Below are 25,252 nucleotides of genomic sequence, written 5' to 3' on the forward strand. Positions count from 1 at the left end.
TGCCCTCCCATTATCAAGGCACGCTCGTCTAGGCGCCGAACGCATCTCGTTGTCTTATTTTATCGTTAGGACTGCGGTGTCGCATGGATGGTGCAGGAGTTCCGTCAGTTCCTGATCAAGTTCCATGATGGAAATCGATGCCCCGGCCATATCGAGTGACGTACAGTAGTGCCCGATCCAGTTCGCCTCGATGGCAATGCCCCTGGCGCTCAAACGCTGCTCGACGCGTCTGAAGAGGACGTAGAGCTCCATCATAGGGGTCGCCCCGAACGAATTTACGAGGACAGCAACTCGACTGCCTTCGACCGGGTTCATCTCGGCAAGGATCCGGTCCATCACTCTGTCGACGATCTCGTCGGCGCTGATCATCTTTTCGCGAATAACGCCCGGCTCACCATGGATACCCATGCCGAACTCGATGTCGTCTGCCCCGATCTCGAAATTGGGGCGCTGGGTCTGCGGCATCGAACACGCCTCGAGCGCCACGCCGACCGTGTACGTCTGCATATTGGCTTTGCGGGTCACTGCTTCACAAAGGTCGAGTGGAAGACCGCGATCGCAGGCGGCTCCGGCGATCTTGAAGATGAAGAAGTTGCCTGCCACGCCGCGACGGCCATCTCGATCCTCGAGGGGTGAAGAGGTGATGTCGTCGGTGGTCAGAACCGTTCGAATTGGAATTCCGGCACTTTCTGCCATCTCCGCAGCCATCTCGAAATTCATCACGTCGCCTGCATAGTTGCCGTAGACGAAAAGAACGCCGGCCCCTCCAGATGCTGCCTGCGCGCAATGGAGGATGGGCAAGGGAGGGGGTGAGGAGAAGATGTTTCCGATCGATACGGCATCGGCGAGCCCCTTGCCGACATAGCCGAGGAATCCTGGCTCGTGTCCGGAGCCGCCGCCAATAACCAGACCGACCTTTCCCGGTCTTGGCCCGTCGCGAGCGACAAGGGCCCGGTTCGACTTGTCGATCGGCGAAAGATATTTGCGATGCGCGCGTACCACGCCATCGAGCATCTCTTCGACGATCTTGTCGGGATCATTCAGGAACTTCTTCACGCGCGTGCGTGTGGACGATGGCAGCGGTGCCTGATTATCGGGCCGCAGACGTTGCGACGATCGCTGGTCGATATCGGTTACGCCATCAGCGTTCAATATGCCGCGGCCGGTCGCAGCATCCGTAATCAATACGTTCACATAGCCGCCGCGCAACGCAGCGAGAATGGCCGGTACCTTGTCGAAGCCACCCGCAGCAGCGATGCGCAGATTGATGTTCTTCAGCATATCGAGGGAAATGCCGATTGTCCGATCATCGAGCGGACCTGCGATTGGGCGACCATGTCCGTCGATAAAGCGACCAGCCACGACGCCGACGGCACCTTTGGCAAGATACTCCTGCAGTGGCACGGATTCAAAAAAGCCACTGGTGTGGATGGTGGAATTAGGACGCAGCGACGAAATGCCGAACAGCGCCTTGTTTGCGCGCGCGAGCACGTCGAACTGGCTCTCGATGAGAGGCTCCTGCAAAAAGGCCTCTTTCACTGCGGTTGACGAAACAATGGCAGGTGCTGAAATATTGATCAGCTTTCCATTGACGGCATCGGCCAACGCCGATGCGCAGAGCTCTGGCGTATAGGCGAAACTCGCGCGCGTCCCGCCGGTTGCTTGCACGACGGTGACATCCTGCAAACCCGGAACCTCGGCGCGTTCGCTGATCGCCAGGACCGTGCGCCCCCATGAGACCGCGATCGTATCACCCGACTTGATCAATCTATGAAGCGCCTGCCCACCTGCGACACCTATCCTGTCGATCAACGGCCTGGCGGTATCTTCACTTGGAACGACGAGACAATCGGCAAGGCCGAAGTGTCTCTTGAGTGCTTGAGCTACCGTCAGTGATGCAAGCCGGGCCGGCTCAATGGTGATGTTGACGATGCCGCGATCTCGCGCCTCGGCTAGATAGCTGTTCACGGTCGCACGGGATATGCCCATGACGTCGGCGATATCGCCCTGGGTCAGACCGTCTTCGTAATAGAGCCAGCACGCCCAGACATAAGGGTCGTCGCCGTAGCGCAAAGGCATCGCATCAGGTGCCTGAGCGAGGTCGCTTTTGCCTGGGCCGGCCTTTCTCGCCTGCTGCGTCTTAACCGTTGCCACCGTGGAATGAACTCCCGCTTACATGTGCCGGGAAGATGCCGCCAATGCGACCTGTTTGCAACCGCGTGGTGCGCGGCCTGCCGCGATCAGACATGCCGCGCCGTCTTGGGAGACAACAGGGAAGATCAAACGCCTTCCAGCCGGGAGGAGACGCCGATCGAGATTTCGCTCAAAATGAGTGCACAGGAAGTGGCGCCGGCGTCCAAAATGCCGAGCGACCGCTCACCGAGACGGCTGGCGCGGCCAATTTTCGCGACCAGGTCGATCGTCGAATCGCGCCCCTTTTCGGCGGCTTCAGTCAGCGCGGTCAGTGCCTGGGCGAAGGAGCCCCCGGATGCCGTGGCCTCGTCGAAAGCATTCACCGCGGGGACGAAGGCGTCAATCAGCGTCTTGTCGCCGACCTTGGCCGACCCGATCGACTGGATACCATCCAGCCCTGCGTGGAGCATGTGGCTGAACAGTCTGGCGTCCACAGTGTCCTTGCCTTCGAGCGTCTCACCGAATTCGGTGAACATGACACCATAAAGCGGGCCCATCGAACCGCCGATCTCTGTCATCAGCAACGTTCCGAGGGTCTCGAACGCTACACTCAGCGAGGCATCCTGCCCCTTGAGGCGTTCGGCTGCCATTCCAAAACCCTTGGCCATGTTGACGCCGTGGTCACCATCACCGATCTTGCCGTCGATCTCGCTGAGGTAGGCCCGATTTTCGATGATGCGCTCTGCCAGCGAAAGGACGATGGCGCCCGCCGAGGCGTTCTTGAAAGTTTGCATGTCAGCGTTCCTCAGAGCAAGATTGTGCAGGACGTTTCGAGGTCGAGAAGCGGCTTGGTCTCGGCATCGAGCGCAAAGACCGTCAATGTGGCGCCGACCATTTCAAGCGATGTGAAGTAGTTCCCGACATAGGTCTTGTAGACGACGAGGCCGCGACCGGTGATCTCGCTCTCGATTGTGTCGTTGAGAATGTAAAGTTCGTTGAGCGGTGTCGCACCCAGTCCCGAGACCAGAACGGCAACCTCGGTTCCGGCAGGAAGATCGTGATCATCCAGAACGATCTTGCACATGTCCCTGGCGACATCTGCCGCTTGCTTGAGTGGCTCGACGCGCACACCAGGCTCCCCGTGATGGCCGATACCAACTTCCATCGTACCCGGCTCAATCTGGAAATTAGGATGACCGACAGCCGGCAGGGTGCACGGCCCGAGGCCGACGCCGATCGACCGGCAGTTGTCGATCGCCTTTTGTGCGGCCGCTCGAACCTCTTCGAGACTTCCGCCCTGCGTGGCCTTGGCGCTTCCGATCTTCCACATGAAGATCTCGCCGGCAACACCGCGACGCTTTTCGCGCTCCGACAGCGGTGCGGAGCAGACGTCGTCATTGGCAACGACGGTTGCGACCTCGATACCGTCCTTGCTGGCGAGCTTTGTCGCCATCTTCACGTTCATGTTGTCGCCGGCATAATTGCCGTAGAGGCAGACCACGCCTGCCCCGCCGTCAGCCGCACGGATGGCGTCATGAAAGCTCTTGGCAGTCGGGGAAGAAAACAGTTCGCCAACGGCAACGGCATCCAGCATGTTCTTGCCGGTGTAGCCCATGAAGCCAGGCTCGTGGCCGGAGCCGCCTCCGGTGATAACGCCGACCTTGCCGCTCACCGGTGCATCCTTGGCGACAACCACACGCGGGTTCTCGGCAAGGCGCACGATATCGGAATGGGCTTTGATGAAGCCCTTGACTGTATCCTCGACGACGAGGTCGGGATTGTTGACGAAGCGTTGCATGAAGTCTCCTTGAAAATGTCCTGGCGCTTCGGCTCAGAGAATTGTGTAGCCGCCATCGATCAGGAGATCGGCGCCGTTGATCATGTTGGCGCCATCCGAAACCAGGAAGACGGCAGCGGCAGCGATCTCTTCGGGATAGGCGAAACGACCGGTGGGAATGCGCTTCTTGGCGGCCTCTCCCTTTTCACCAGCCCAGGCCTTCTTGCCGAGCTCGGTCAGGACCACGGTCGGTGAGATGGTGTTGACTGTGATGCCGTATTTGCCCCATTCGGCAGCGAAGGTCTTCGACATGCCGATGACGCCGAATTTCGAGGCGCAGTAGGCGACATGCTCCTCGATCGCGACGGTGCCCGCCTGCGACGCAAGATTGATGATCTTGCCGCCTTGTCCTGCAGCGATCATGGCGCGGCCGACGGCTTGGGTAACGAGAAAACTGCCCTTGAGATTGATGTTGATCGTCTTGTCCCAATAGTCGAGCGACAGATCTTCGGCTGGCGCCAGGAAGACAACGCCCGCGCTGTTGACGGCAATGTCGATGCGGCCGAATGCTGCGACGACATCCGATATGGCGCGATTGACAGAGTCTGGCTGGGAGACGTCACAGACGAAAGATTTGGCACCGCCACCGAGCGCGGCCGCCTTGGCAGCGGCGATATCGGCATTGATATCGAGTACGGCCACCGTGGCGCCTTTTGCTGTCAGCGCGTCGGAGATCGCCGAGCCGATCCCGGATGCGGCGCCAGTCACGACGGCGATCTTGCCTGTCAGCGGGAAGTTGAGGTCAATTTGGGGTGCAGTGTCTGTCATCTCTTCAAGCCCTTGCGATGTGGAGGCCAGGGCGGCATGTTGCCCGCCCTGGCTTTGCGTTCGTTACTTGCGGGATTCGAGCAGTTTGTCGGCATTTTCCTTGGTGACTGGCGTCCAGGGGACGAGGTAGTCCTTGGAGGCGCCGTCTTCCCACTTCATTTCCGGATACTGGGTCCAGATCGCCGATTCCGGCTTGGCATCCTTGTTCGCGGCCTTGATGGCAACGTCGAGCGCGCCCTGTGCCTGTGCGTTGGCATCTTGCAGGATCGATGCCATTTCGCCACGCTTGACGGCATTGATGGCATCGGTGACGCCGTCGACGCCGGCGATTGCGAAGTCTTCAACCTTCAGGTTTGCAGCCTTGATCGCCTCGATCGCGCCGAGCGCCATTTCGTCGTTCTGGCCGATGACACCGTTGATCTGGCCCGGATGCGACGTCAGCCAGTTTTCCATCAAGGTCTGGGCTTCGGCGCGCGACCAGTTGGCGGTCTGCTTTTCGAGAACCTTGACGTCAGGGCACGCCTTGAGCGCCTTTTCGTTGCCTTCGAGGCGCTGGATCTGGCCGGACTGTCCGATCGGGCCCTCGAGGATGACCAGGTTGCCCTTGCAACCCATCTTGTCGAGAACAGCCTTGGCTTCGAGTTCGCCTGCTTCCACGTCGTTCGAGCCGACATAGGAGGTCAGGAGATCGGAATTGACGCGAGCGTTGGAGCCGACAACAGGGATACCGGCATCATGGGCGGCCTGAACGGCAGCAGCACCAGCTTCGATGTCCATCGGCACGAAGATGATCGCGTCGAACTTCTGGGTGATCATGGTGTTGAACTGCTCCTGCTGGACCAGTGCGTCATAGCGACCGTCGAACACCGTCAGTTCCACCTGACCGCTCTTCACTGCAGGATGTTGCTTCAGCGCGGCCGACCAGATCTGCATGAACTCGGCATTCAGGCCGTAGGTCGTGGCGCCGATCTTCAGCTTCTTTTCCTGCGCCATGGCTGGCGCAGTCAGGATCGCCGCACTGGCGATAAGTGCGAGCATCAACTTCTTCATCTGTTTCTCCTCCATAGAGATGTCCGGTCGCCGGTATGACGCGCGGTTTGCCAACGGATCGCGGATACGATCCGAATTATCAGGTCAGAGACCTTGATTTCGTTTCTGGTCCAGCATGACGGCGCCGACGATGAGTGCGCCCTTGAGCACTTGCTGGTAGTAGGATTGGATACCCATCAGATCGAGGCCGTTGTTCATGACGCCGATGATGAGTGCGCCGATCAGCGTTCCAGTCACCCTGCCGACACCGCCCGAGAGGCTGGTGCCACCGATGACGACTGCCGCAATTGCGTCGAGTTCGTAGGCAATGCCAGCCTGCGGCAGTGCCGATCCCGTGCGGGCGGAGAGTATCATGCCGGCGAGACCTGCAAGCGAGCCCGAGATGCCGTAAACGGCGAAGCGGATACGGGTGACGTTGATACCCGAGGTGATTGCTGCATGCGGGTTGCCGCCGACGGCATAGATGTAACGGCCAAAGCGCGTGCGCGTCAGGACCCACCAGGACACAATGAAGACGACGGCAAGGATGACCACCGGCATCGGCACACCGAGAATGTTCCCGGTGCCAATCCAGCGGAATTCCGGGATCAGCGCCGGCACAGGCTTTCCACCGCCGTAGATCAGGGTCATGCCGCGTGCTGCCGACAGCATGCCGAGCGTGGCAACGAAGGCGGGGACGGCGAAGCGGGAAACGATGAAGCCTACGATGGCGCCACAGGCCAGGCCCACGCCGATACCGACCAGCAAAGCGACCGCTGCAGGATAAGGCGCACCCGCAATACCGGCTGTTGCCGAGGTCGTGACGAAGCTGGCGCTGACGATGCCGGCGAGCGCCACGACCGATCCGACCGACAGATCGATGCCGCGCGTCAGGATGACGAAAGTCATGCCGATCGCGAGAACACCGTTGATCGACGTCTGCAACAGCACGTTCGAGATATTGCCGGCCGTGAGGAAGTACTCGTTGGAAAACGATAGGATCACAGACAGAAGCAGGAAGGCGAGAAAGATGCCGTATTCCTGAATGAGCAGCCTGCGGCGATCCGAGTTGAACCAGCCCGTCGTTGGTTTGTTATCTGTAAGGGACACTGTTTCTGACCTCTTCCCATGCCGATCCGTATTGAGAAATTCGCGGTGTGCCGATCACGTCGACAGATGCACCAGCGCCTGCGCGTCGGTCTCCGACCGCGGATAGACGCCCGCCGAGCGACCGTTGCGCATGACGAGGATGCGGTCGGACATGCCGAGCACCTCGTCTATCTCCGATGAAATCATCACCACCGTGCCTCCCGCGGCCGCGAATTCGCAGATGATGCGATAGATCTCGCGCTTGGCGCCGACGTCGACTCCTCGTGTCGGTTCGTCCAAAAGCAGCACCTTCGGATTGCGCAGGAACCACTTGCCGAGAACGACCTTCTGCTGGTTGCCGCCGGATAGTCCCGAGACCGCCATGGTGTCGCGTGCGGTCTTGATACCGAAGCGTTCGATCATCTTCTGGCTGGCAGCCTGCTCCTGGCCGCGACGCATGATGAAGCCCGGGCTGAATTCCGGCAGGCTGGCGAGCGCGATGTTGCCCCTAACGCTGTCAACGAGGTTGAGGCCCGTCAGCTTGCGATCCTCGGTGACAAAGGCAAGCCCGTGCTCCATCGCGTCGACCGGCTTGCTGACGGTGATCGCCTTGCCATCAAGCTTGATCTCACCCTTGTCCATCCGGTCGAGACCGAACAGACAATTGAAGATCTCAGAACGGCCGGAGCCCATCAGCCCATAGATACCGAAGATTTCGCCTTTCTTGACGGAGAAGGACACATCTTCGACCTTGCCCGTCGCGCTCAAACCCGTGACCTCAAGCCCGGTGACGTCAGTCGGCGTGTTTGTCTTGACATATTCTTCGCCGAGTTCACGGCCGACGATCATGCGGATCAATTCAGGACGATCGATATCCGCAAGGTCGCCCGCACCAATATACAAACCATCACGGAACACGGTGTAGGCGTCGGCGATCTGGAAAATCTCGGACAGTCGGTGGGAGACGTAAACGACACCCTTTCCGGCAGTTTTCAATCGCTCGATGGTCTTGAAAAGCTGCTGCGCTTCCTTCTCGCCGATCGCCGACGTCGGCTCGTCCATGAAGATCACTTCTGCATCGTGGCTCAGTGCCTTGGCGATTTCGACCAGCTGGATCTGCGCAACAGACAGGTTCATCATGAATTGCGTCGGACGGATGTTGAACTCGAGTTGCTCGAGCAGCCGCTGCGCATTTTGGTTCATCGTCTTGAAGTCGATGCCGCCAAAGCGGCCTTTGGGCTCCCGACCGAGATAGATGTTTTCCGCAACCGTCATGTGCGGCACGGGGCTGAGCTCCTGCTCGATGATGGCGATGCCTGATGCCAAGGCGGCCGCCGGACCGGAAAACTCGACATCTGCGCCGCGGCGGCGGATCGATCCGGCGTCGCGCTTGTGAATGCCCATCAGGATCTTGAGGAAGGTCGATTTCCCTGCGCCATTGCCTCCACACAGTGCGTGCACGGATCCAGCTTTGAGCTGGAAACGTCCGTCACGCAGCGCTGCGACACCATTGAAGGACTTTTTCAGCCCCTCGACTTCAAGAAGATATTCCACCTCAGCTCCTCCATGCACCGGCCATCCCTGGGGTGGTCGATGGGTCACCGCTCCATCTCCATTGAAGCGATTTTTACAAGTGTCAATCACTGGTCGACAAATGTCAATCATGTAAATTGTCGGTTCACGAATTGCTTGTGGCCTTCGCTCTTCGTGTGCCGATAATGATGGCTGGTGGACGAAAAACGGCCGTCGTGCAAAGGAACGCCTTAGCCGAGATGACTAGGGCGACGTGCTGTTTGCGTGAATGAGGAAAGCAGTCCAATGCGGTTGATGCAGGCTATCAGGCAGCTAAATTCTCGGCATTCTTCCGGATCATCCCAGTGAAGGGCTTGGTTTTCAATTTCGAGCGTCGCAGCGAAGACAGCCCGACATGGCCGCGATGGAGATCGGGGCACTGTGCCCCGTATAGTCGAGGTTTTTTAGGAAGTAGGTCGGCACATCGCCTTCAGTACAGCGGGAAGCCAAGCTCAGTGGAATCCCGCTTATCAGCTCTTAGCCCTGAAGGTATAGCGCATAACGCGTGTGCCGGCGCTCTCCGGTGCGTGTGAAGGCGCCGATCTCCACGAGTTGCTGGAGATCACGTGTCGCTGTTGCGCGCGAGATTCCGGTGATCGAAATGTAATTCTCGGCGCTTAGACCGCCTTTGAAACCAGCAATACCTTCCCGGAAAATGCGTGCGACAACCTTCTCCTGTCTCTCGTTGAATTTTCCTCGAAACCGATCGTAGAACTTTGTCTTGCGAATGAAGAAAGCTGTTCGATCGATCGTTGCTTGCTGGGCTTCAAGGATCGTCTGGGAAAAATAGGCCATCCAACCGTCGATATCGAGCGACCGCTGGTGACGCTCGAGTGCCAGGTAGTATGCTTTCCGGTTGATCTCGATTGTGAAAGCAAGCGAAATGAGGCTTGGCTGTCCCACGTTTTGGGCGAGAGACTTCTCGGCGAGTGCACGCCCAATCCTGCCGTTGCCATCCTCGAAGGGATGTATGCTCTCAAAATAAAGATGACCGATGGCTGCGCGCGTCAATGCCGGCAGTTGAAATGGCCCATTCGGTCGCGATTGGTTGAACCACGTGATGAATTGATCCATCTCCCGTACAACCCGCAAAGACGCAGGCGCCTCGAAGTGGATCGTCGGTTTATCCAGTCGACCCGACACGATCTGCATCGCGTCTTCGTGTCGGCGATACCCGCCGATCGTGTCCAGATGTCGATTTCCTGCCATAAGCATCGAGTGCCAGTTGAAAAGCTCCTCGTGGAACAGCGTTCGGTCCCAATTTCTATAAACATCTGCCATCATCTGTGCGATCCCCCGCTCTTGAGGACGAACGGGGCGGTCATCGGTCGTCAGTCCGAACTGCCGACGAAGCGAAGACTGAACGCTCACGCGGTCAAGATATTCGCCTTCAATTTCAGAGGTCTTGATAGCCTCTTCGCTCAGCAGCTCTATGCGCAGCTGACTGCTGTCGTCGTTACTGAGATGTCGAACGGCCCCTATCAGCTCGCCAGAAGCTTGCAAAAATCTCTGCTCCAACGCGAGCATAGCGGAAGCATCATAGTTAAAATTCGGCCAGTCGGCGTGCTGCCAGTTCCACGGCATGAGTTATAGGCACCTTTTCTATAGCTCATAAATACCGACTTCTATGAGTTATTGCAATCAGTGCTATCGCTCATCCGAGATGGAACAGCATGCGACTAGAGCAAAGATCCATGACGAAACGTGACTGGCGACAGTCGACAATCCTTGATTGCTGCAGTCAAAAAATCACAGCGATGTGCGGATTGGTTGTGACCCGCCACCAACAGGCTTGGCGATGCCGCAACCAAATGAATTCTGAGGGCTTCGGTGACGCCCTATGATTGGAGCGCCACCGGTGCCTGTGGCGACTAACGTCAAAAAACCTCACGTGCCCGGCTCTTCCTGCCTGGTACGGTGTTCGCCGCTAAAGCTGGAAGCGGTAGGGAGTCTTGTGTCGTCTGCTCTCTTCACAAACGTCCATAAAGCTTTTGCGCTTGACGAAACCGCTTGGGCCGCAATACCCTCGACCCATTCACCAGGGGTGTCCCGACAAGGGGCTGAGATTCTGCTATCGCGCGCAGTGACCCGTTGAACCTGATCCAGTTCATACTGGCGTAGGGACGGTGCAAGCGCTCGAGGCTCTGGATTTCCGCGTGGAATCCGTGCCCGCGTCTTTTCATCATTCCGGCTGAGGACTGGGTCTCCAAACGAAAACTTGGAGCCTCAAACCATGAATATCGCCGCAAAGACCATCACCCCCACAGTTACCACCGGCCCGCTTCCGGCTTCCCGAAAGATCTACATTCCGGGCAGCATCCACCCCGGTATCCGCGTTCCCATGCGCGAGATCAGCTTGCACCTCACCTCCGGAGAGCCGCCGGTCACGGTCTACGATTCCTCCGGGATCTACACTGTTGAAGGCGCCGACATCAGCATCGAACGCGGCCTGCCTGCGCTGCGCCGCGACTGGGTTGTCGCCCGCGGCGACGTGGCGGCCTATGACGGAAGACTGGTGCGCCCCGAAGACAACGGCTTTGCCAGCGGCGAGCGCCTGACACCCGAATTCCCGGGCAAGCGCCAGCCGCTGCGCGCCACTGAGGGGAAGGCGGTGACCCAGCTCGCCTATGCCCGCGCCGGCATCATCACGCCCGAAATGGAATTCATCGCCATCCGCGAAAACCTCGGCCGCAAGATCAAAGCTGAGGCCATGATCCGTGACGGCGAGAGCTTCGGAGCCCATGTTCCCGATCACGTCACCCCCGAGTTCGTCCGCCAGGAAGTGGCAGCAGGGCGCGCCATCATTCCCGCCAACATCAACCACCCGGAAGCCGAGCCGATGATCATCGGCCGTAATTTCCTGGTGAAGATCAACGCCAATATCGGTAACTCCGCCGTCACCTCCTCGATGGCCGAAGAGGTCGAGAAGATGGTCTGGGCCGCGCGCTGGGGCGCCGATACGGTCATGGATCTGTCCACCGGCCGCAACATCCACAACATCCGAGAATGGATCATCCGCAACTCGCCGCTGCCGATCGGTACCGTGCCGCTCTACCAGGCGCTGGAAAAAGTGGAGGGCATTGCCGAGAACCTGACCTGGGAGGTCTATCGCGACACGCTGATCGAGCAGGCCGAACAGGGCGTCGATTACTTCACCATCCATGCCGGCGTACGACTTCACTACATCCCTTTGACCGTCAACCGTGTCACCGGCATCGTTTCGCGCGGCGGCTCGATCATGGCCAAGTGGTGTCTTCATCACCATCGCGAGAGCTTCCTTTATGAGCACTTTGAGGAGATCTGCGACATCTGCCGCGCCTATGACGTATCCTTTTCGCTTGGTGACGGCCTGCGCCCCGGCTCGATCGCCGATGCCAACGACGCCGCGCAATTCGCCGAGCTGGAAACGCTGGGCGAATTGACGAAGATCGCCTGGGCGAAGGATTGCCAGGTCATGATCGAGGGCCCAGGCCACGTGCCGATGCACAAGATCAAGGAAAACATGGACAAGCAGCTGGCCGTCTGCGGGGAGGCGCCGTTTTATACGCTCGGGCCGCTGACGACAGATATCGCACCGGGCTACGACCACATAACGTCCGGTATCGGTGCGGCGATGATCGGTTGGTTCGGCACGGCGATGCTCTGCTACGTCACGCCGAAGGAGCATCTCGGCTTGCCGGATCGAAACGATGTGAAAACCGGCGTCATCACCTATAAGATCGCTGCCCACGCCGCCGATCTCGCCAAGGGACATCCGGCCGCCCAGCTGCGCGACGATGCGCTGTCGCGTGCCCGCTTCGAGTTTCGCTGGGAAGACCAGTTCAACCTCTCGCTCGATCCGGAAACCGCCCGCAGCTTCCACGATGAGACGCTGCCGAAGGAGGCGCATAAGGTGGCGCATTTCTGCTCGATGTGCGGCCCGAAATTCTGCTCCATGCGGATCTCCCACGATATCCGCGCCGAAGCACAGAAAGAGGGGCTGGACGCCATGGCTGCGAAGTATCGCGACGGCGGCGATCTCTACATGGCGGTTGATGCCGAGGGCCAGGTGGCCGGCTGAGATGCGCGTTCTCGTCAAGGGGGCCGGCGTCGCCGGCCTCACGGTCGCCCATGCGCTCGCCGTGCGCGGCGCCGAGGTCACGGTTTCAGATCCCAGCTGCGGATTTTCGGGTGCCGCCTCCTGGCTCGCCGGCGGCATGCTGGCTCCGTGGTGCGAGCGCGAGAGTGCCAATGAGGCCGTGTTGCGCGAGGGGCAGGATGCGCCCGACCGCTGGGAGGCGATGATGCCGGGCGACGTTAAACGAAACGGCACGCTGGTGCTGGCACTGGCGCGCGACCAGGGGGAGCTCAAGCGCTTCGCCGGTCGCACGACGGGATATGAGTGGTTGGACGAACAGCAGATCGCGACGCTCGAGCCTTCCCTGGGGGGGCGCTTCCGGCAAGCGCTGTTTTTCCCGCGCGAAGCCCATCTCGATCCGCGCCGGGTGCTGACAACAATGCGCGCGAAGCTGATCGCGTGCGGCGTTGTCTTCGTCGAAACTTCCCCCGACGGGCAGGACTTCGAAAGTGTCGTCGATTGCACTGGCTCCGCGCGCATTGGCCAGACAGCTTCGCTGCGCGGCGTGCGCGGCGAGATGCTTTATCTGAGCACGGACGAGATAGCTCTGAACCGCCCGGTGCGGCTTTTGCATCCTCGCATCCCCGTCTATGTCGTCCCGCGTGGCGACGGCCTCTTCATGGTTGGCGCGACGATGATCGAGACGGAATTCGCAGGCCCGATCACCGCCCGCTCGCTGATGGAGCTGTTGAACGCCGCCTACGCGCTGCACCCGGCATTCGCCGATGCGATCGTGGTGGAAACCGGCGCCGGCATCCGCCCCGCCTTTCCCGACAACTTCCCCCGCGTCGAGCGACGCGGAAAGCTGATCTCGCTGAACGGCCTTTACCGCCACGGCTTTCTCCTGGCGCCCGCCATGGCCGCGAAAGCGACCGACCTTGTCTTTAACCCCGATATTGCAGGAGGACACGCATCATGAAACTGATCGTCAATGGCGAACCCAAGGAGATCGCCGCCGCCACGCTCGAGGAATTGCTGGCGCTGATGGATTACGAAGGCGACTGGCTGGCGACCGCCGTGAACGGTGAGCTCGTTCATCGGGAGGACCGGTCCGTGCACTCGCTGAACACTGACGACCGGATCGAGATCCTGTCGCCGATGCAGGGAGGTTGACCGATGCTTGAACTCTACGGAACGAAGCTGAGCTCACGCCTTCTTCTGGGCACGGCGCGCTACCCCTCTCCGTCAATCATGGCCGATGCGGTCAGCCGCTCCGGCACCGAAATTGTCACCGTCTCGCTCCGTCGTGAGACGGCGGGCGGCCGCAATGGTGGCGCCTTCTTCGACACGGTCCGCTCGCTCGGCGTCAAGGTGCTTCCCAACACTGCCGGCTGCCATGGCGTGTCGGAGGCGGTACTGACGGCGAAGATGGCGCGCGAGCTGTTTGCCACCGACTGGATTAAGCTTGAAGTGATCGGCAACCACGACACGCTGCAACCGGATGTCTTCGGCCTCGTCGAGGCCGCCCGCATTCTGGTCAGTGAGGGCTTTCAGGTCTTACCCTATACGACTGACGACCTGGTCGTCGCCGAGAGGCTGCTGGAGGCCGGTTGCCAAGTGCTGATGCCATGGTGCGCGCCGATCGGTAGCGCCACCGGCCCGCTAAATCCAATGGCGCTGCGCTCCATTCGCGCGCATTTCCCTGATGTGCCTCTTATTGTCGACGCCGGCATCGGCCGACCCTCGCACGCAACTGCTGTGATGGAGCTCGGCTTCGACGCCGTGCTGCTCAACACAGCGGTCGCGGGTGCTGGCGATCCTGTCTTGATGGCCGGCGCCTTCTGCGCTGCCATCGAGGCGGGCCGCAAGGCCTTCGAGGCGGGGGTGCTGGAGCCGCGCGACATCGCCGTCCCATCAACGCCTGTTATCGGAAAGGCGGTATTTTCATGAAGCTCGATCCCTTCTACCTCATCGTCGACAGTGCCGACTGGATCGAGCGGCTGGTGCCTGTTGGCGTCAGGTTGGTGCAACTGCGCGTCAAGGATCGCTCCGAGGCCGATCTGCGCCAAGAGATCCGCAGCGCTCGGGCGATCTGCGCGCAGCATCGCTGCCAGCTGATCATCAACGATTACTGGCAGCTGGCGATCGAGGAAGGCTGCGATTTTGTCCATCTCGGCCAGGAGGATCTGGAAACCGCTGACCTCGCCGCGATCCGCGCCGCCGGCGTCAAGCTCGGCCTGTCCACCCACGACGCGGTCGAACTTCAGACCGCCCTCGCCGCGCGGCCCGACTATGTCGCGCTCGGTCCAGTCTACGCGACGATCCTGAAGCAGATGAAATGGGCGCCACAGGGGCTCGAGCGATTGCGTGGATGGAAAGAACGGATTGGCGACTTGCCTTTGGTGGCGATCGGCGGCCTGAACGTCGAACGCATCGAGGGCGTATTTGTTCATGGCGCAGATAGCGCCGCTGTCGTGACCGACATCACCCGCAACGCTGATCCCGAGGCAAGAACGCGGCAATGGCTAGCAGTGACCGAGCCGTGGCGATCGATATAGAGGAAGGCCTGACAGGCTGGATACTGTCAGGACCCGGACGGCGTCGCGGAGTTCGTTGAGCGCCTCCACCCGACGCGTCTGTCGAGATATGACCGAACAGGCTTGTCGTATAGTTGAAGGAACAGATGGCTGGCTGCCAGTACGGCAAACACCACGACCAGCGTCTCCAGTGCAGGATTTTTTCCACCTGTAAACGCCTGAATTACGCCATTGACCCAGCAAAAGATGGGATAATGCAATGCATATATTGGATAGGAAAGGTCTCCCAGATAGCGACAGAGCCTGGTCTGGATTGCGCTGAGGTCCACACTTGAGCCAGTCCAGACAAGAGCGGGGGCAAACGCGAACTTCCACAGCAGCTTGATCGAAAATAGGGCCTCTACCTGAATGCAAAACAGCCCTAGCATCAGCAGTGCCAAGCACCAAAATAGAGCGCTGAGCGCATGGCGCTTTTTTGGCGCTAGAGCTTCGTTCAGGTGATAAATCAGCACACCTAATGAGAACGATGAACCGACATGTGCGAAACCGAGCCAGAACGTGGCTGTCGTATCGCCACCAATGCCATAAACAATGACGCAAGATGCCGAAAGAAGGAAGGTTGCAACCGCAATGGAGACTTGAGGCCCAAACCGGACAGCCCACCAGACACCGTTTGCAACCACTTCGAAAAACAGTGGAAAACTGAGGTCCATTGAGTGGAAAGAGCTGCGGGCCACCTATGTTGGACGGGGCACCGAAAAAAGGCAGGTTCAAAGCGCCAGTCAAAAACGCGAGCAACAATGTTGAATACAAGATCTCGTCGGTTCGCCATATGGCTTTCGACAGAAGGTACGAGCTGCTTATCACGGTTGCCAGAACGATTATCGGCATGAACCTGATCGCGCGCTTCAGCAGAAACTCCCACAGGCTCATGGAATGGATCCGCCGGGAATATGCTACCGCTAGAACGAACCCGCTCAGGGTAAAAAACATGTCGACGGACAGATTTCCGTTCGTTGCGAGCCCCGGCTCACCAAGCCATCGTTCGAGGTGGAAAAGCACGACCGACAGCGCGGCCACACCCCTAACTCCGTCGAGCGCAGGATAGTGTCTCGTTGGCTTCTGATCGCTCGTCATGCGGATGGCCCCCAGCGGTCGTAACCAGTAAGGTGACAGGGTTCAATGCAGTCTGCAAATCTCTTGCTGGGCGTCACTGCATTTCGCCTCTAATGCCAGCCGGAAAAGGTGCTGGAGAGCGGGTACACTGGCTGGTATCGTCAGGTGCTCGACCCTGGAACCTGTGCGCTGGCGATCGCCCGATGCAAATGGAGCGCCGGTGTTCGCACTGGTCGGTATTCGCACAAGGGACGATCGCTCGAAGCTGGAAGACGTTTGCGTCAAGAGCCTCGAGCGATTTTAACTTGCCGAAATCGCGGCCACAAGAATACCAGGAGAGCGATAACCGATATGTCGACGTTACCGGGTATCGACGCTGTTTGCCGGTTGTCGATCATGACGAGAATTCCCTGTCCCTGCTTCGCACCTGCTGGCAATTCAACGAGGTTGGAAAGCGACTGTTCCCGGCCATGGACCTTCGTCTGAGCTCGGCTACGAGCGAGGTCCGGGTGTCAAAGTGGGAAACAGAACTGTGCGATCTCTTATCGGTGGTACAGGCTGTTGCGATCGACGGCCGGGCAAATTCGGCTGGCCGGCCAGGCAGCTTGACGACCTCCTCCACCGTGACGGATCATACTCCGGTCGCATCCGTGCGATATGCCTGCTGCGGATGCGCGGCGGTCGTGTTCAGGTAGACAGCAAAGAGGCTACGCGTCGCACAGATATACAATCTGTTCCTGGCTGGTCCCCCGAAACTCAGATTGGCGACCGCTTCCGGCAGGATGATCCGGCCGAGCAACGCGCCGTCTGGCGCCAGGCATTGAACGCCATCGCCAACCCCGGCCCAGATGTTGCCGTGCCGGTCGAGGCGAATACCGTCATAGATGCCAATATCGCATTCACGCAGCAATCGTTTGTTTTCCAGAACGTTGTCATGGCCGACATCAAAGGCATAAAGCGCTGCCGGCTTACGGCCGCTGTCGACGACATAGAGTGTTCGGCCAACCGGTGAAAAAGCGATCCCGTTGGGCTGGACGAAATCCGTCAACACCGCCTTGATCGATCCGTCCGTCGCAACGCGATAAACGTTGCGACTGCCGATCTCGCTCTTGATCCGCCCGCCTTCATATTCGGTGGAGATTCCATAGGTCGGATCGGTAAACCACACCGCCTCGTCGGCAGCGACAACAACGTCGTTGGGCGAGTTCAGCCGCCGGCCTTCGAACGTGTCTGCGATCACCGTGACGCTGCCATCATGCTCCACACGTGTCACCGAGCGCGACAGATGCTCGCACGATAACACGCGCCCCCGTGCATCGAGCGTGTGACCATTGGTGAAGCTGGCGGTGTGCTCGAACGGGGTGACGAGGCCTGTGACCTCGTCGAAGCGCAGCACGCGGTTGTTCGGGATGTCCGAAAAAAGCAGATAGCGGCCGGCCGGTACATAGACCGGTCCCTCCAGCCATCTTCCCTCGGAAAACAGCGTGTCCACATGAACATTCGGCAGCACGAGTTTTTCAAACCGCTCGTCGCGCACTTCGAACCATTTTGTCAGCACGTCGTCCCCTCCCGTCCTGTCGATCGCCTCAGTGCCGCTTCATCCATCCAAGCCCGGCAACCGTTTCGCCCGCCGGGCGATATTCGCAGCCGACATAGCCGTTGTAACCAAGGCCATCGAGTGCGGCGAAAATCCTGAAGTCGTCGAGCTCTCCTGTTCCCGGCTCGTTGCGTCTGGGCACCGATGCGGTCTGCACATGCCCGATCACAGGCATTGCCCTTTCCAGGCCGACAAGCACGTCGCCGTGGATGATTTGCCGGTGATAGATATCGAACTGCAGCTTCACGTTTGTGTGGTTCAGATCGGAGATGAAGCTGATGGCGCGGTTGAAATCGTTGAGGAAGTAACCGGGCATATCGCGGCCGTTGATCGGCTCGATCACGAGGCCGATCCCGTCGCGCGCCGTGGAGTCGGCAGCATAGCCGAGCGCGTCGCGGTAGGAGGCAATTGCCGCTGGATCGTTCGCATCCGCGATCCCCGCCATCATGTGCAGGAGCGGCGATCCGATGACCTTGGCATACTCGACCGCCTTGCCCACCGCTTGGCGGAATTCGTCTCGATGCTCCGGCAAGGCGGCCAGGCCACGAGCGCCGGCGGCCCAATCGCCGGGCGGCATGTTGAAGAGTGCCTGTTTCAATCCGGTCGCATGGAGCCTCTGGGCAATGACGTCGGCTGGATGGTCATATGGGAAAAGATATTCGACGGCTTCGAAGCCAGCGTCGGCTGCTGCCTGAAAGCGATCGAGAAACGCGTGTTCGTTGAACATCATGGTGAGGTTGGCGGCAAAACGTGGCATCTCAGACCTCCTTGTCCATGCCGGGCAGTTGCAGCCCGGCGATCGACGCCAGAAGGCGGGCGACTGAAGAATCGTCGTCTTGCCCCATGCCAGCCGCTTCGGTCATGAGGAAAAGCTGCAAAGCGGCGCTGGCGATCGGAAGGGGGAATTTCTGCTGCCGGCCGATGTCGGAGACGATGCCGAGATCCTTGGTGAAGATCGATACGGCGCTGTGGGGCGTGTAATCGCCGGCGACGACATGCGGGATGCGGTTTTCGAACATCCAGCTGTTGCCAGCCGATTTTGTGATGACGTCGAAGACCCTGGAGATATCGAGCCCGAGGCTTTTGGCGAAGGTGATCGCTTCGCAGGCAACGGCGATATGGACGCCCGCCAGCAGCTGGTTGACGATCTTGAAGGATGAGCCAACGCCGACATCGTCGCCCAGTCCGTAAACGGTTGCTGCCATCGCATCGAGCGCCGGCCGGGCCGCGGCGAAGCTCTCGGGCGAACCGGAGGCCATGACCGTCAGCGCGCCTTGATCGGCCTTGGCCGAACCGCCACTGATCGGGGCATCGAGATAAAGGATCCCATGCTTGCCGGCCCTTTGGGCGAAGTCCTTGGCCTCGGCCGGTGAGATAGTTGCCGACGATATCACGACGGAGCCGGGCGCCAACGCCGCGACGGCGCCGTCGGGACCGAACAGTACGGACTCTGTCTGCGCCGCGTTGACGACGACGATAACGGCGATCTGCGCATCCCTCGCGGCGGCTGCCGGTGTTGAGAACGGCTTGCCACCGGCGGCTTCCAGGCTGTTCAATGCCGCATCGCTGATGTCGCAGCCAGAAACCGTGTGGCCGGCTCGCAGAAGCGAGCGTGCCATGCCAAGGCCCATCGAGCCCAATCCGACGATTGCTACGTGGGTGGATCCGGCCATTATCGATTGTTCCTTTCAAATCTGCGTATCAGCAACATGGAGAGTATGATCAGACCGAAAACGATCTGACGGAAAGCTTCCGGCATCTGCAACACCGAAAGAATGGAAGACAGGAGCGTGATGAACAGTGCGCCGACAACGGTTCCGGCGTAACTGCCCTTGCCACCGAGGATGGACGTTCCGCCGATGACAACGGCGGTGAGCACCGGCAGCATGTAGGCATCGCCCATACCCTGATAGGCCTGGTTGGCGTAGCCGGCCAGAAGGATCGCACCGATGGCGGTGAAGACGCCGGCGGCCACGAAGGTCATCGTCGTCACCAGCCGTACCCTGATACCGGAGAGATAGACCGCCTTTTCGGAACTGCCGGTGGCAAGGATGTAGCGACCGTAGACCGTGCGTTTGAAGAGAAGGCCGATAATGATCATCACCGCGATCCAGAACAGGAAGGCATTGGGAATGCCAAGCGTGCGATCGAGCGCCAGCGATATCGAAAGCGGCGGCGCCACGCCGCGCGGCTTGAAGCCGCCTGTGAAGAACACCACCGCGCCGACGAGCATCGAATTCATGGCCAAGGTCCAGACCATGGATGGTAGTCGGAAGAAGGCAACGCCGATGCCGTTGATCAGCCCGATCAGCGCTCCGCCGAGAAGGCCGATCGGAATGGCTACTGCCGCAACCGAAGGCGTGGACGAACCCGCGACCGTGGTGGTCAACACCGCGACTGCCGTGATGCCAGCGGGCACTGAGAGGTCGATATGTCCGAGCAGGATGACCAGCGTCGCTCCGGCGGCTATCACGCCGAGAAATGAGGCGATCTGCAATTGCTGGAGGAGATAGCCCGGACTTAGAAAAGCCGGGAAAATAATGCCGCCAATCGCCAGCAACAGGATACAGCCCGCTGTAACGACAAGAATGGCGGGATGAGCAGTGAACCGGCCAAGGAGGCGTCGGGGAAGTTCTGGGGTGATCACGGTCATTGTGCAAACAACTTCAAACGATTGCGAACCTTGAGAATGCCGAGCGAACCGAGCGCAATGGCAAGCGCCAAAATCAGGCCCTCGAAGAACGGTTGGGCAAGCGGCGGCAGGCCAGAGAAGAACATCAAAGCGGCAACCGTCTTGAGTAGCAGCGCGCCGACCACCACGCCAAATGGGCCGCCGATGCCGCCGGAAAGTGAGACACCACCGAGGACGATCGCAGCGATCGAGTTAAGGGTGTAGGTCGGGCCAATCCCGGCGTCTCCGGTCAGGGTCACCATGCTCACATAAAATCCGGCCATGCCAGCGCACAGACCACCAAGCGCGTGCGCGGCGATGCGCATCCGCAGCAATGAGATGCCAGTCAGTTGCGCGGAATGCTCGGACGAACCGAGACCGTACAGAGACAGGCCGAAAGCGGTGAAGCGCAGGATCAGCGCGAAGGCGACCAACACGACGACGATCAGTATCAACGACGTCGGCACGCCGGCGATTGAATATGTCAGCGCGTCGGAGAGGTCGCTGTTGACATCACCGCCGGGCGTCGGACGCAGAAAGAGTGCGATGCCGGAATAGACGGCACCGGTCGCAAGCGTCGCGATGATCGGCGGAATGCGCCCGAAGGTGACGACCAACCCGTTGATGAACCCGCAGGCAAGACCGGTGCCGATGACGGCGACAATACCGAGCCACAGTATGGCGCCCTCGCCCGCGAGAACATGGGATGCAACGACATTGCTAAGCGCCACCATGGCGCCAACGGACAAATCGATACCGCGCACCAGAACCACGAAGAACTGCGCGAACGCAGCAAAGAACAGCAGCGCTCCCTGGTTTGCCCAGATCGTCACCACATAGGTGGAAAATCCTCGCGGATGAGTGCCGACATATATCGCGAACAGCACGATGAAGGCAGCGGCCGGAATGAGAAAGCGGATGTTGCGCTGAAGTGCAATGCGCGTCATGCGGCTTCTCCTTGACCGGCATGTTCATTGGAGAGACCCATCGCCGCCGAAATCAGGTTCTCGGGTGTCAGCGTGTCGCCGGCCAGTTCCCGCGCGATGCGCCCGTGATAAAAGACGGCAACCCTCGCGCAAAGATGGACGAGCTCTTCGTAGTCGGTTGACTGCAGCACGATTGCCACGCCGGCATCTGCAAGATCGCTCAGCAGCTGATAGATCTGCGCCTTGGTCTTGACGTCTATGCCGCGGGTCGGATCGAGCAGGAGGAGACAACGCGGCTTCAGTGCCAGCCACTTTGCCAGCAGCACCTTCTGCTGGTTGCCGCCGGAGAGCGAGGCGACCGGATCCGACATTTGCCCGTAGACAAGCTCGAGCCGGTGGAGGAGCGCCTCATAATGCGCCTCGCGTGCAGCATTGTCGCGGACCAGAATACCGTCCCGGCCGAGGCCGGCCAGACGCATGTTGTCCTCGATCGACAGGCTTGGGATCATTCCCTCCGTCTTGCGGTCCTCGGGGATGAAGGCGATGCCGACATCCTCGGCTTTCGCGTGGAATGGCGAGCGCCGGCTGAAGGGCTTGCCACCGATCTCGATTGCCCCCGACACTCCGCTGAGAATGCCGAAGATGGCCTCGAGCACCCGCTGCTGCCCCTGCCCTTCCAGGCCGCCAAGGCCATATATCTCGCCGGGACGGACGTCGAACGAGATATCATCGAGCTCGCTCGCCCATGACATGTTCCGCACGGACAGGAGAGGCTGGACATCGACAGCAACCGCCGCGCGCTGTGCCGGAAACAGTTGCTCCATCGACTGCCCGATCATCAACGAGACAATCCCCTCGTGATCGATGGTGCCAGCCGGGAATGTCTTCACATGCGCGCCGTTGCGGAACACCGAGATGCGGTCCGCGAGCGCGTGAACTTCATGGAAGCGATGCGAGATGAACAGCACGCACGTTCCCTGATCGCGCAGCCGGCGGATGACGGAGAATACGCGCTCGACCGCATCGGCGCCCAGGGCCGATGTCGCCTCGTCGAGGATCAGCAGTCGCGGCTTCTGATAGAGCGCCTTGGCGATCTCGACTAGTTGGCGTTCGGCAAGCGTGAGTTCGCTGATCAGGCTGTCGAGCCGAATGCGCTCTGCACCGATCATTGCAAGGCAAGCCGCCGCATCACGGTAGGCTGCGCGCCGGACGAAACCGAACATGGTCCGTGGACGCGCCAGGACGATATTGTCGCCAACGGTGAGGCTTGGCATCAGCGAGAGCTCCTGGAACATGCACACAATGCCATGATTTGCTGCATCGCGTGTCCCGGAGAAGCTGACGGGCGCGCCGTCGAGACGGATCATACCTGAAGTCGGCGCGATAACGCCGGAGAGTAGCTTCATCAGGGTCGATTTTCCGGCGCCGTTTTCGCCGAGGATCGCATGGATCGTCCCGGCCTCGCAGGTGAAATCGACATCTCTGAGCGCCATCACAGCGCCGTAGGTCTTTGATATGCCCGCAAGTGCAATCAGGGGGGAGTTATCTGTCATCGATCTATCCGTGATCCGGCCGGAGCATGGGCAGCGCCCTGCCCCGGCCTTCCTCGATCAGGTATTGTCAGGCTTCTGGCCGAGAAGCTCTTCCGGCGTGAACACCGGGAAGCAATTCGGGTAGCCCGTTGTCGTGTAGAAGGTGTCCGGCAGCTTCGGGAAGAAGTCCGTCCCTTCCTTCAGCTCGGCATTGTCCTTGCTTGGGATCGGCAGGAAGATCTTCTGCGGCAGGGCATTGCCCTCAAGCAGCGAGACGATCGCTTCCAGCGAAACCGACGACATGACCGGAGCCTGCGCCGCTGTCACACCAGGATACTTGCCTTCTGCAAGCAGCCGCCGCGTGCCGTTGCCGGCGTCGCCGCCGAAGGGAACGACCGGGTGGTTGGCGTTCTTCATGGCGTTGAGGGCGCCGATCGAGCCTTCCTGCACCATCACGCCATCAAACTGACCATTGGTCGCGATCGCGTCCGCGGTCACCTTCTGCACCGTGCCGGCATCCCAGTTACCGACGACCTGCACCACCTTGAGACCAGCTTCCTTGTCGAGCACCGAGCGCATGCCATCGTGGTTGTCGCGGTCCGTCGCGTTGCCCGGAAGACCCGAGACTTCAAGCACGCTGCCTTCGACCTTGCCCTTGGCGTTCTTGATGGCATCCACCACCGCCTGTGCCTTCATCTTTCCGAGTTCGAACTGGTTCTCGTTGACCTGGACGATCTCGTCGGTATCAAGCACGTTGTCGAAGGGAACAAGAACGGTGCCGGCTTGCGCGGCACGCTTGATGACTGCCTTGAATGCCGTCGGGTTGACGGCGATGAAGCTGATGCCGTCATAGCCGGCGGCGATGAAGTTATCGATGGCGGCGATCTGTGCGGCGCTGTCGTTACCCACAGATACCACCGTGAACTCGGCGAGCTTTGCCTTGTTTTCCGGGCGCGCGGCCCAGGCTTTGGCACCCTGAATGGCGGTCACGCGCCAGTCATTGCCAGCAAAGCCGTTTACGAAGGCGATCTTGTATGGTCCCTCGCGCTTCTCGTAGCGGATGACCTTCTTGTTGTCTGGTGCCGGCGAGAAGCACTCCGGCCGAAACGTGTCTTCTGCATGTGCTGCGGACCAAGCCCCTGACAGGGCCGTAAATGCGCACAGTGACGCCGCCATCGCGACGACGGCTCTCCGATTATTCTTCACGGTGTTTTCCTCCCGAAAACCTTAAAAACGCTCCCAAAAGCACTATCTCAGCGCTAACATAAAAATTATAAGCACATCCTCTAGCAATCTTCAAGCGAAATATGTTAGCGCTGAGATACCGAATTCGGCTTCAATCAATTGCCGCGGAAAGGAGGGCCTTGTGACGCAGTATGAAGTACCGACCCTTGCACACGTGGCCAAGCTTGCCGGTGTCAGCGAAAACACAGTGTCGCGCGTGATCCGCAACAAAGGACCGATCGCCGATGACACGCGCAGCCGCGTCGTCAAGGCAATCGAAACCCTGGGCTATGTACCGAACCGCGCGGCGGGATCGCTTGCCTCTTCCGGTTCGTTGTTGATCGGCGTTCTCTTGCCGTCGCTTTCCAACATCGTCTTTCCCGAAGTGCTGCAGGGGATCCATGCAGCACTTGCCACCACCGCCTACCAGCCGGTGGTGGGTGTGACGAATTATGATGCGAACAAGGAACAGGATATCCTGTCTTCGCTGCTCGCATGGCAGCCGGCCGCCATCGTCACCACCGGGTTCGACCACACGGACGCTGCGCGGCGCATGCTGGACAACAGCCGGGTGCGCGTCGCTGAATTGATGGATATCGATGCCGAGCCGATCGACGTTGCCGTTGGCCTGTCTCACCGCCAGGCCGGATACGCGACCGCGCGCCACCTGATTAAGCGTGGCTACCGACGCCTCGGCTATGTCGGTCACGACTGGGTCGCCGATCGGCGTGCCCGGCTGCGATATGAGGGCCTGTGCCAGGCCCTGTCGGAAGCGGGATTGACGCTACGCGCCGAGCAGCGCTTTGACGGCCCGAGCTCGACGATGGCGGGTCGCGACACGCTTGCGAGCTTGTGTTCGCGCGCACCCGATATCGATGCTGTCGTCTTTTCCAACGACGACATGGCCGTTGGCGGGTTTTTCCATTGCCTCGCGGCCGGCATTGCCGTGCGCGACCGGCTTGCCCTCTTCGGCTTCAACGGCCTGGACATCGGCCAGGTGCTTCCAATGCCTCTTTCGACGATACGCTCTAACCGGTTCCTGATCGGCAAGACGGCGGTCGAGAAGCTTCTGGAGAGCCCTACCCGGCCGGAGGAACGCGTGGTGGTCGATACAGGTTTCGATATCATCGAAGGCGCAACGGCCTGAGAATTTCTGTCTTTGGG

Annotated in this window: 22 protein-coding genes, 1 pseudogene and 1 riboswitch; of the genes and pseudogenes, 6 read left to right on the forward strand and 17 right to left on the reverse strand. The window is 60.0% G+C overall.

Translation table 11 applies throughout. The annotated features are described in order from the left end of the window. Positions 1 to 54: 54 nt before the first annotated feature. From QTL96_RS09465 to QTL96_RS09500, 8 genes are all read right to left on the reverse strand, one after another. The gene (locus QTL96_RS09465) at positions 55 to 2,079 is read right to left on the reverse strand and encodes a bifunctional sugar-binding transcriptional regulator/dihydroxyacetone kinase subunit DhaK (protein WP_289727645.1); all 2,025 of its coding nucleotides are present in this window, start codon (positions 2,077 to 2,079) and stop codon (positions 55 to 57) included. Between the two features lie 200 nt (positions 2,080 to 2,279). Continuing rightward, entirely contained in the window at positions 2,280 to 2,927 is a 648-nt protein-coding gene (gene dhaL, locus QTL96_RS09470) for a dihydroxyacetone kinase subunit DhaL (protein WP_289727563.1), read from the reverse strand. An 11-nt stretch (positions 2,928 to 2,938) separates the two neighbouring features. Then, the gene (locus QTL96_RS09475; RefSeq protein ID WP_289727564.1) at positions 2,939 to 3,931 is read right to left on the reverse strand and encodes a dihydroxyacetone kinase subunit DhaK; all 993 of its coding nucleotides are present in this window, start codon (positions 3,929 to 3,931) and stop codon (positions 2,939 to 2,941) included. Positions 3,932 to 3,964: 33 nt separating this feature from the next. Beyond that, the gene (locus QTL96_RS09480; RefSeq protein ID WP_112942326.1) at positions 3,965 to 4,738 is read right to left on the reverse strand and encodes an SDR family oxidoreductase; all 774 of its coding nucleotides are present in this window, start codon (positions 4,736 to 4,738) and stop codon (positions 3,965 to 3,967) included. Positions 4,739 to 4,801: 63 nt separating this feature from the next. After that, the gene (locus tag QTL96_RS09485) at positions 4,802 to 5,788 is read right to left on the reverse strand and encodes a substrate-binding domain-containing protein (RefSeq protein WP_018897678.1); all 987 of its coding nucleotides are present in this window, start codon (positions 5,786 to 5,788) and stop codon (positions 4,802 to 4,804) included. An 84-nt stretch (positions 5,789 to 5,872) separates the two neighbouring features. After that, on the reverse strand, positions 5,873 to 6,877 hold the full coding sequence (locus tag QTL96_RS09490; protein WP_112942327.1) for an ABC transporter permease: 1,005 nt from the start codon (positions 6,875 to 6,877) through the stop codon (positions 5,873 to 5,875). A 54-nt stretch (positions 6,878 to 6,931) separates the two neighbouring features. Next, positions 6,932 to 8,410 carry a sugar ABC transporter ATP-binding protein gene (locus QTL96_RS09495; RefSeq protein WP_113197756.1) on the reverse strand — a complete coding sequence of 493 codons (1,479 nt, stop codon included), beginning with the start codon at positions 8,408 to 8,410 and terminating at the stop codon, positions 6,932 to 6,934. A gap of 495 nt (positions 8,411 to 8,905) precedes the next feature. Then, on the reverse strand, positions 8,906 to 10,012 hold the full coding sequence (locus QTL96_RS09500) for a Fic family protein (RefSeq protein WP_113197757.1): 1,107 nt from the start codon (positions 10,010 to 10,012) through the stop codon (positions 8,906 to 8,908). 446 nt (positions 10,013 to 10,458) lie between these two features. Further along, a riboswitch (TPP riboswitch) is annotated at positions 10,459 to 10,570 on the forward strand. A gap of 91 nt (positions 10,571 to 10,661) precedes the next feature. On the opposite strand from QTL96_RS09500, the gene thiC reads away from it, so the two are divergent. Genes thiC through QTL96_RS09525 form a run of 5 tightly spaced genes read left to right on the forward strand, consistent with a single transcriptional unit; the run spans position 10,662 to position 15,043 of the window. Then, positions 10,662 to 12,488 (forward strand): phosphomethylpyrimidine synthase ThiC, encoded by a 1,827-nt coding sequence (thiC, locus tag QTL96_RS09505; RefSeq protein ID WP_289727565.1) that lies wholly within the window; start codon positions 10,662 to 10,664, stop codon positions 12,486 to 12,488. A 1-nt stretch (position 12,489) separates the two neighbouring features. Continuing rightward, entirely contained in the window at positions 12,490 to 13,464 is a 975-nt protein-coding gene (gene thiO, locus QTL96_RS09510) for a glycine oxidase ThiO (protein ID WP_289727566.1), read from the forward strand. Then, a complete protein-coding gene (thiS, locus tag QTL96_RS09515) occupies positions 13,461 to 13,658 on the forward strand; it encodes a sulfur carrier protein ThiS (protein ID WP_289727567.1) in 198 nt (65 codons plus the stop codon). The genes thiO and thiS overlap by 4 nt, the downstream gene beginning before the upstream one ends. Before the next feature lie 3 nt (positions 13,659 to 13,661). Next, positions 13,662 to 14,435, forward strand: coding sequence for a thiazole synthase (locus QTL96_RS09520; RefSeq protein ID WP_289727568.1), 774 nt, complete (start codon positions 13,662 to 13,664; stop codon positions 14,433 to 14,435). Next, positions 14,432 to 15,043, forward strand: a complete 612-nt coding sequence (locus QTL96_RS09525; protein WP_289727569.1) for a thiamine phosphate synthase — start codon at positions 14,432 to 14,434, stop codon at positions 15,041 to 15,043. The genes QTL96_RS09520 and QTL96_RS09525 overlap by 4 nt, the downstream gene beginning before the upstream one ends. A 26-nt stretch (positions 15,044 to 15,069) precedes the next feature. Here the strand turns inward: QTL96_RS09525 and QTL96_RS09530 are convergent, their stop codons facing one another. From QTL96_RS09530 to QTL96_RS09570, 9 genes and pseudogenes are all read right to left on the reverse strand, one after another. Further along, positions 15,070 to 15,735, reverse strand: coding sequence for an acyltransferase family protein (locus QTL96_RS09530; protein WP_289727570.1), 666 nt, complete (start codon positions 15,733 to 15,735; stop codon positions 15,070 to 15,072). A 100-nt stretch (positions 15,736 to 15,835) separates the two neighbouring features. Next, positions 15,836 to 16,159: pseudogene (locus QTL96_RS09535) on the reverse strand (acyltransferase); the annotation flags it as partial. A 610-nt stretch (positions 16,160 to 16,769) separates the two neighbouring features. Beyond that, a complete protein-coding gene (locus QTL96_RS09540) occupies positions 16,770 to 17,696 on the reverse strand; it encodes an SMP-30/gluconolactonase/LRE family protein (protein WP_289727571.1) in 927 nt (308 codons plus the stop codon). A gap of 28 nt (positions 17,697 to 17,724) precedes the next feature. Beyond that, on the reverse strand, positions 17,725 to 18,492 hold the full coding sequence (gene otnI / locus QTL96_RS09545; protein WP_289727572.1) for a 2-oxo-tetronate isomerase: 768 nt from the start codon (positions 18,490 to 18,492) through the stop codon (positions 17,725 to 17,727). A 1-nt stretch (position 18,493) separates the two neighbouring features. Next, the gene (gene ltnD / locus QTL96_RS09550) at positions 18,494 to 19,408 is read right to left on the reverse strand and encodes an L-threonate dehydrogenase (RefSeq protein WP_289727573.1); all 915 of its coding nucleotides are present in this window, start codon (positions 19,406 to 19,408) and stop codon (positions 18,494 to 18,496) included. Next, positions 19,408 to 20,388 carry an ABC transporter permease gene (locus tag QTL96_RS09555; RefSeq protein WP_289727574.1) on the reverse strand — a complete coding sequence of 327 codons (981 nt, stop codon included), beginning with the start codon at positions 20,386 to 20,388 and terminating at the stop codon, positions 19,408 to 19,410. Before QTL96_RS09555 ends, ltnD begins: the two co-directional genes overlap by 1 nt. Further along, positions 20,385 to 21,353, reverse strand: a complete 969-nt coding sequence (locus QTL96_RS09560; RefSeq protein ID WP_289727575.1) for an ABC transporter permease — start codon at positions 21,351 to 21,353, stop codon at positions 20,385 to 20,387. Before QTL96_RS09560 ends, QTL96_RS09555 begins: the two co-directional genes overlap by 4 nt. Next, positions 21,350 to 22,885 carry a sugar ABC transporter ATP-binding protein gene (locus QTL96_RS09565; RefSeq protein ID WP_289727576.1) on the reverse strand — a complete coding sequence of 512 codons (1,536 nt, stop codon included), beginning with the start codon at positions 22,883 to 22,885 and terminating at the stop codon, positions 21,350 to 21,352. Before QTL96_RS09565 ends, QTL96_RS09560 begins: the two co-directional genes overlap by 4 nt. 57 nt (positions 22,886 to 22,942) lie before the next feature. Next, entirely contained in the window at positions 22,943 to 24,070 is a 1,128-nt protein-coding gene (locus tag QTL96_RS09570; RefSeq protein ID WP_289727577.1) for a sugar ABC transporter substrate-binding protein, read from the reverse strand. A gap of 160 nt (positions 24,071 to 24,230) precedes the next feature. On the opposite strand from QTL96_RS09570, the gene QTL96_RS09575 reads away from it, so the two are divergent. Further along, positions 24,231 to 25,235 (forward strand): LacI family DNA-binding transcriptional regulator, encoded by a 1,005-nt coding sequence (locus QTL96_RS09575; protein WP_289727578.1) that lies wholly within the window; start codon positions 24,231 to 24,233, stop codon positions 25,233 to 25,235. Positions 25,236 to 25,252 lie beyond the last annotated feature (17 nt).

Origin of the sequence: Rhizobium sp. S163 (assembly GCF_030380805.1) — a bacterium.
Taxonomy (GTDB): Bacteria; Pseudomonadota; Alphaproteobacteria; order Rhizobiales; family Rhizobiaceae; genus Rhizobium.

What these genes read in the sequence shown, in the direction of transcription:
- ltnD (WP_289727573.1), bottom strand. Translation starts at nt 19,408, where the DNA reads ATGGCCGGATCCACCCACGTAGCAATCGTCGGATTGGGCTCGATGGGC.
- thiO (WP_289727566.1), top strand. Translation starts at nt 12,490, where the DNA reads ATGCGCGTTCTCGTCAAGGGGGCCGGCGTCGCCGGCCTCACGGTCGCC.
- QTL96_RS09560 (WP_289727575.1), bottom strand. Translation starts at nt 21,353, where the DNA reads ATGACGCGCATTGCACTTCAGCGCAACATCCGCTTTCTCATTCCGGCC.
- QTL96_RS09555 (WP_289727574.1), bottom strand. Translation starts at nt 20,388, where the DNA reads ATGACCGTGATCACCCCAGAACTTCCCCGACGCCTCCTTGGCCGGTTC.
- QTL96_RS09480 (WP_112942326.1), bottom strand. Translation starts at nt 4,738, where the DNA reads ATGACAGACACTGCACCCCAAATTGACCTCAACTTCCCGCTGACAGGC.
- QTL96_RS09500 (WP_113197757.1), bottom strand. Translation starts at nt 10,012, where the DNA reads ATGCCGTGGAACTGGCAGCACGCCGACTGGCCGAATTTTAACTATGAT.
- QTL96_RS09530 (WP_289727570.1), bottom strand. Translation starts at nt 15,735, where the DNA reads ATGGACCTCAGTTTTCCACTGTTTTTCGAAGTGGTTGCAAACGGTGTC.
- dhaL (WP_289727563.1), bottom strand. Translation starts at nt 2,927, where the DNA reads ATGCAAACTTTCAAGAACGCCTCGGCGGGCGCCATCGTCCTTTCGCTG.
- thiS (WP_289727567.1), top strand. Translation starts at nt 13,461, where the DNA reads ATGAAACTGATCGTCAATGGCGAACCCAAGGAGATCGCCGCCGCCACG.
- QTL96_RS09565 (WP_289727576.1), bottom strand. Translation starts at nt 22,885, where the DNA reads ATGACAGATAACTCCCCCCTGATTGCACTTGCGGGCATATCAAAGACC.
- thiC (WP_289727565.1), top strand. Translation starts at nt 10,662, where the DNA reads ATGAATATCGCCGCAAAGACCATCACCCCCACAGTTACCACCGGCCCG.
- QTL96_RS09465 (WP_289727645.1), bottom strand. Translation starts at nt 2,079, where the DNA reads ATGCCTTTGCGCTACGGCGACGACCCTTATGTCTGGGCGTGCTGGCTC.
- QTL96_RS09525 (WP_289727569.1), top strand. Translation starts at nt 14,432, where the DNA reads ATGAAGCTCGATCCCTTCTACCTCATCGTCGACAGTGCCGACTGGATC.
- QTL96_RS09485 (WP_018897678.1), bottom strand. Translation starts at nt 5,788, where the DNA reads ATGAAGAAGTTGATGCTCGCACTTATCGCCAGTGCGGCGATCCTGACT.
- otnI (WP_289727572.1), bottom strand. Translation starts at nt 18,492, where the DNA reads ATGCCACGTTTTGCCGCCAACCTCACCATGATGTTCAACGAACACGCG.
- QTL96_RS09520 (WP_289727568.1), top strand. Translation starts at nt 13,662, where the DNA reads ATGCTTGAACTCTACGGAACGAAGCTGAGCTCACGCCTTCTTCTGGGC.
- QTL96_RS09475 (WP_289727564.1), bottom strand. Translation starts at nt 3,931, where the DNA reads ATGCAACGCTTCGTCAACAATCCCGACCTCGTCGTCGAGGATACAGTC.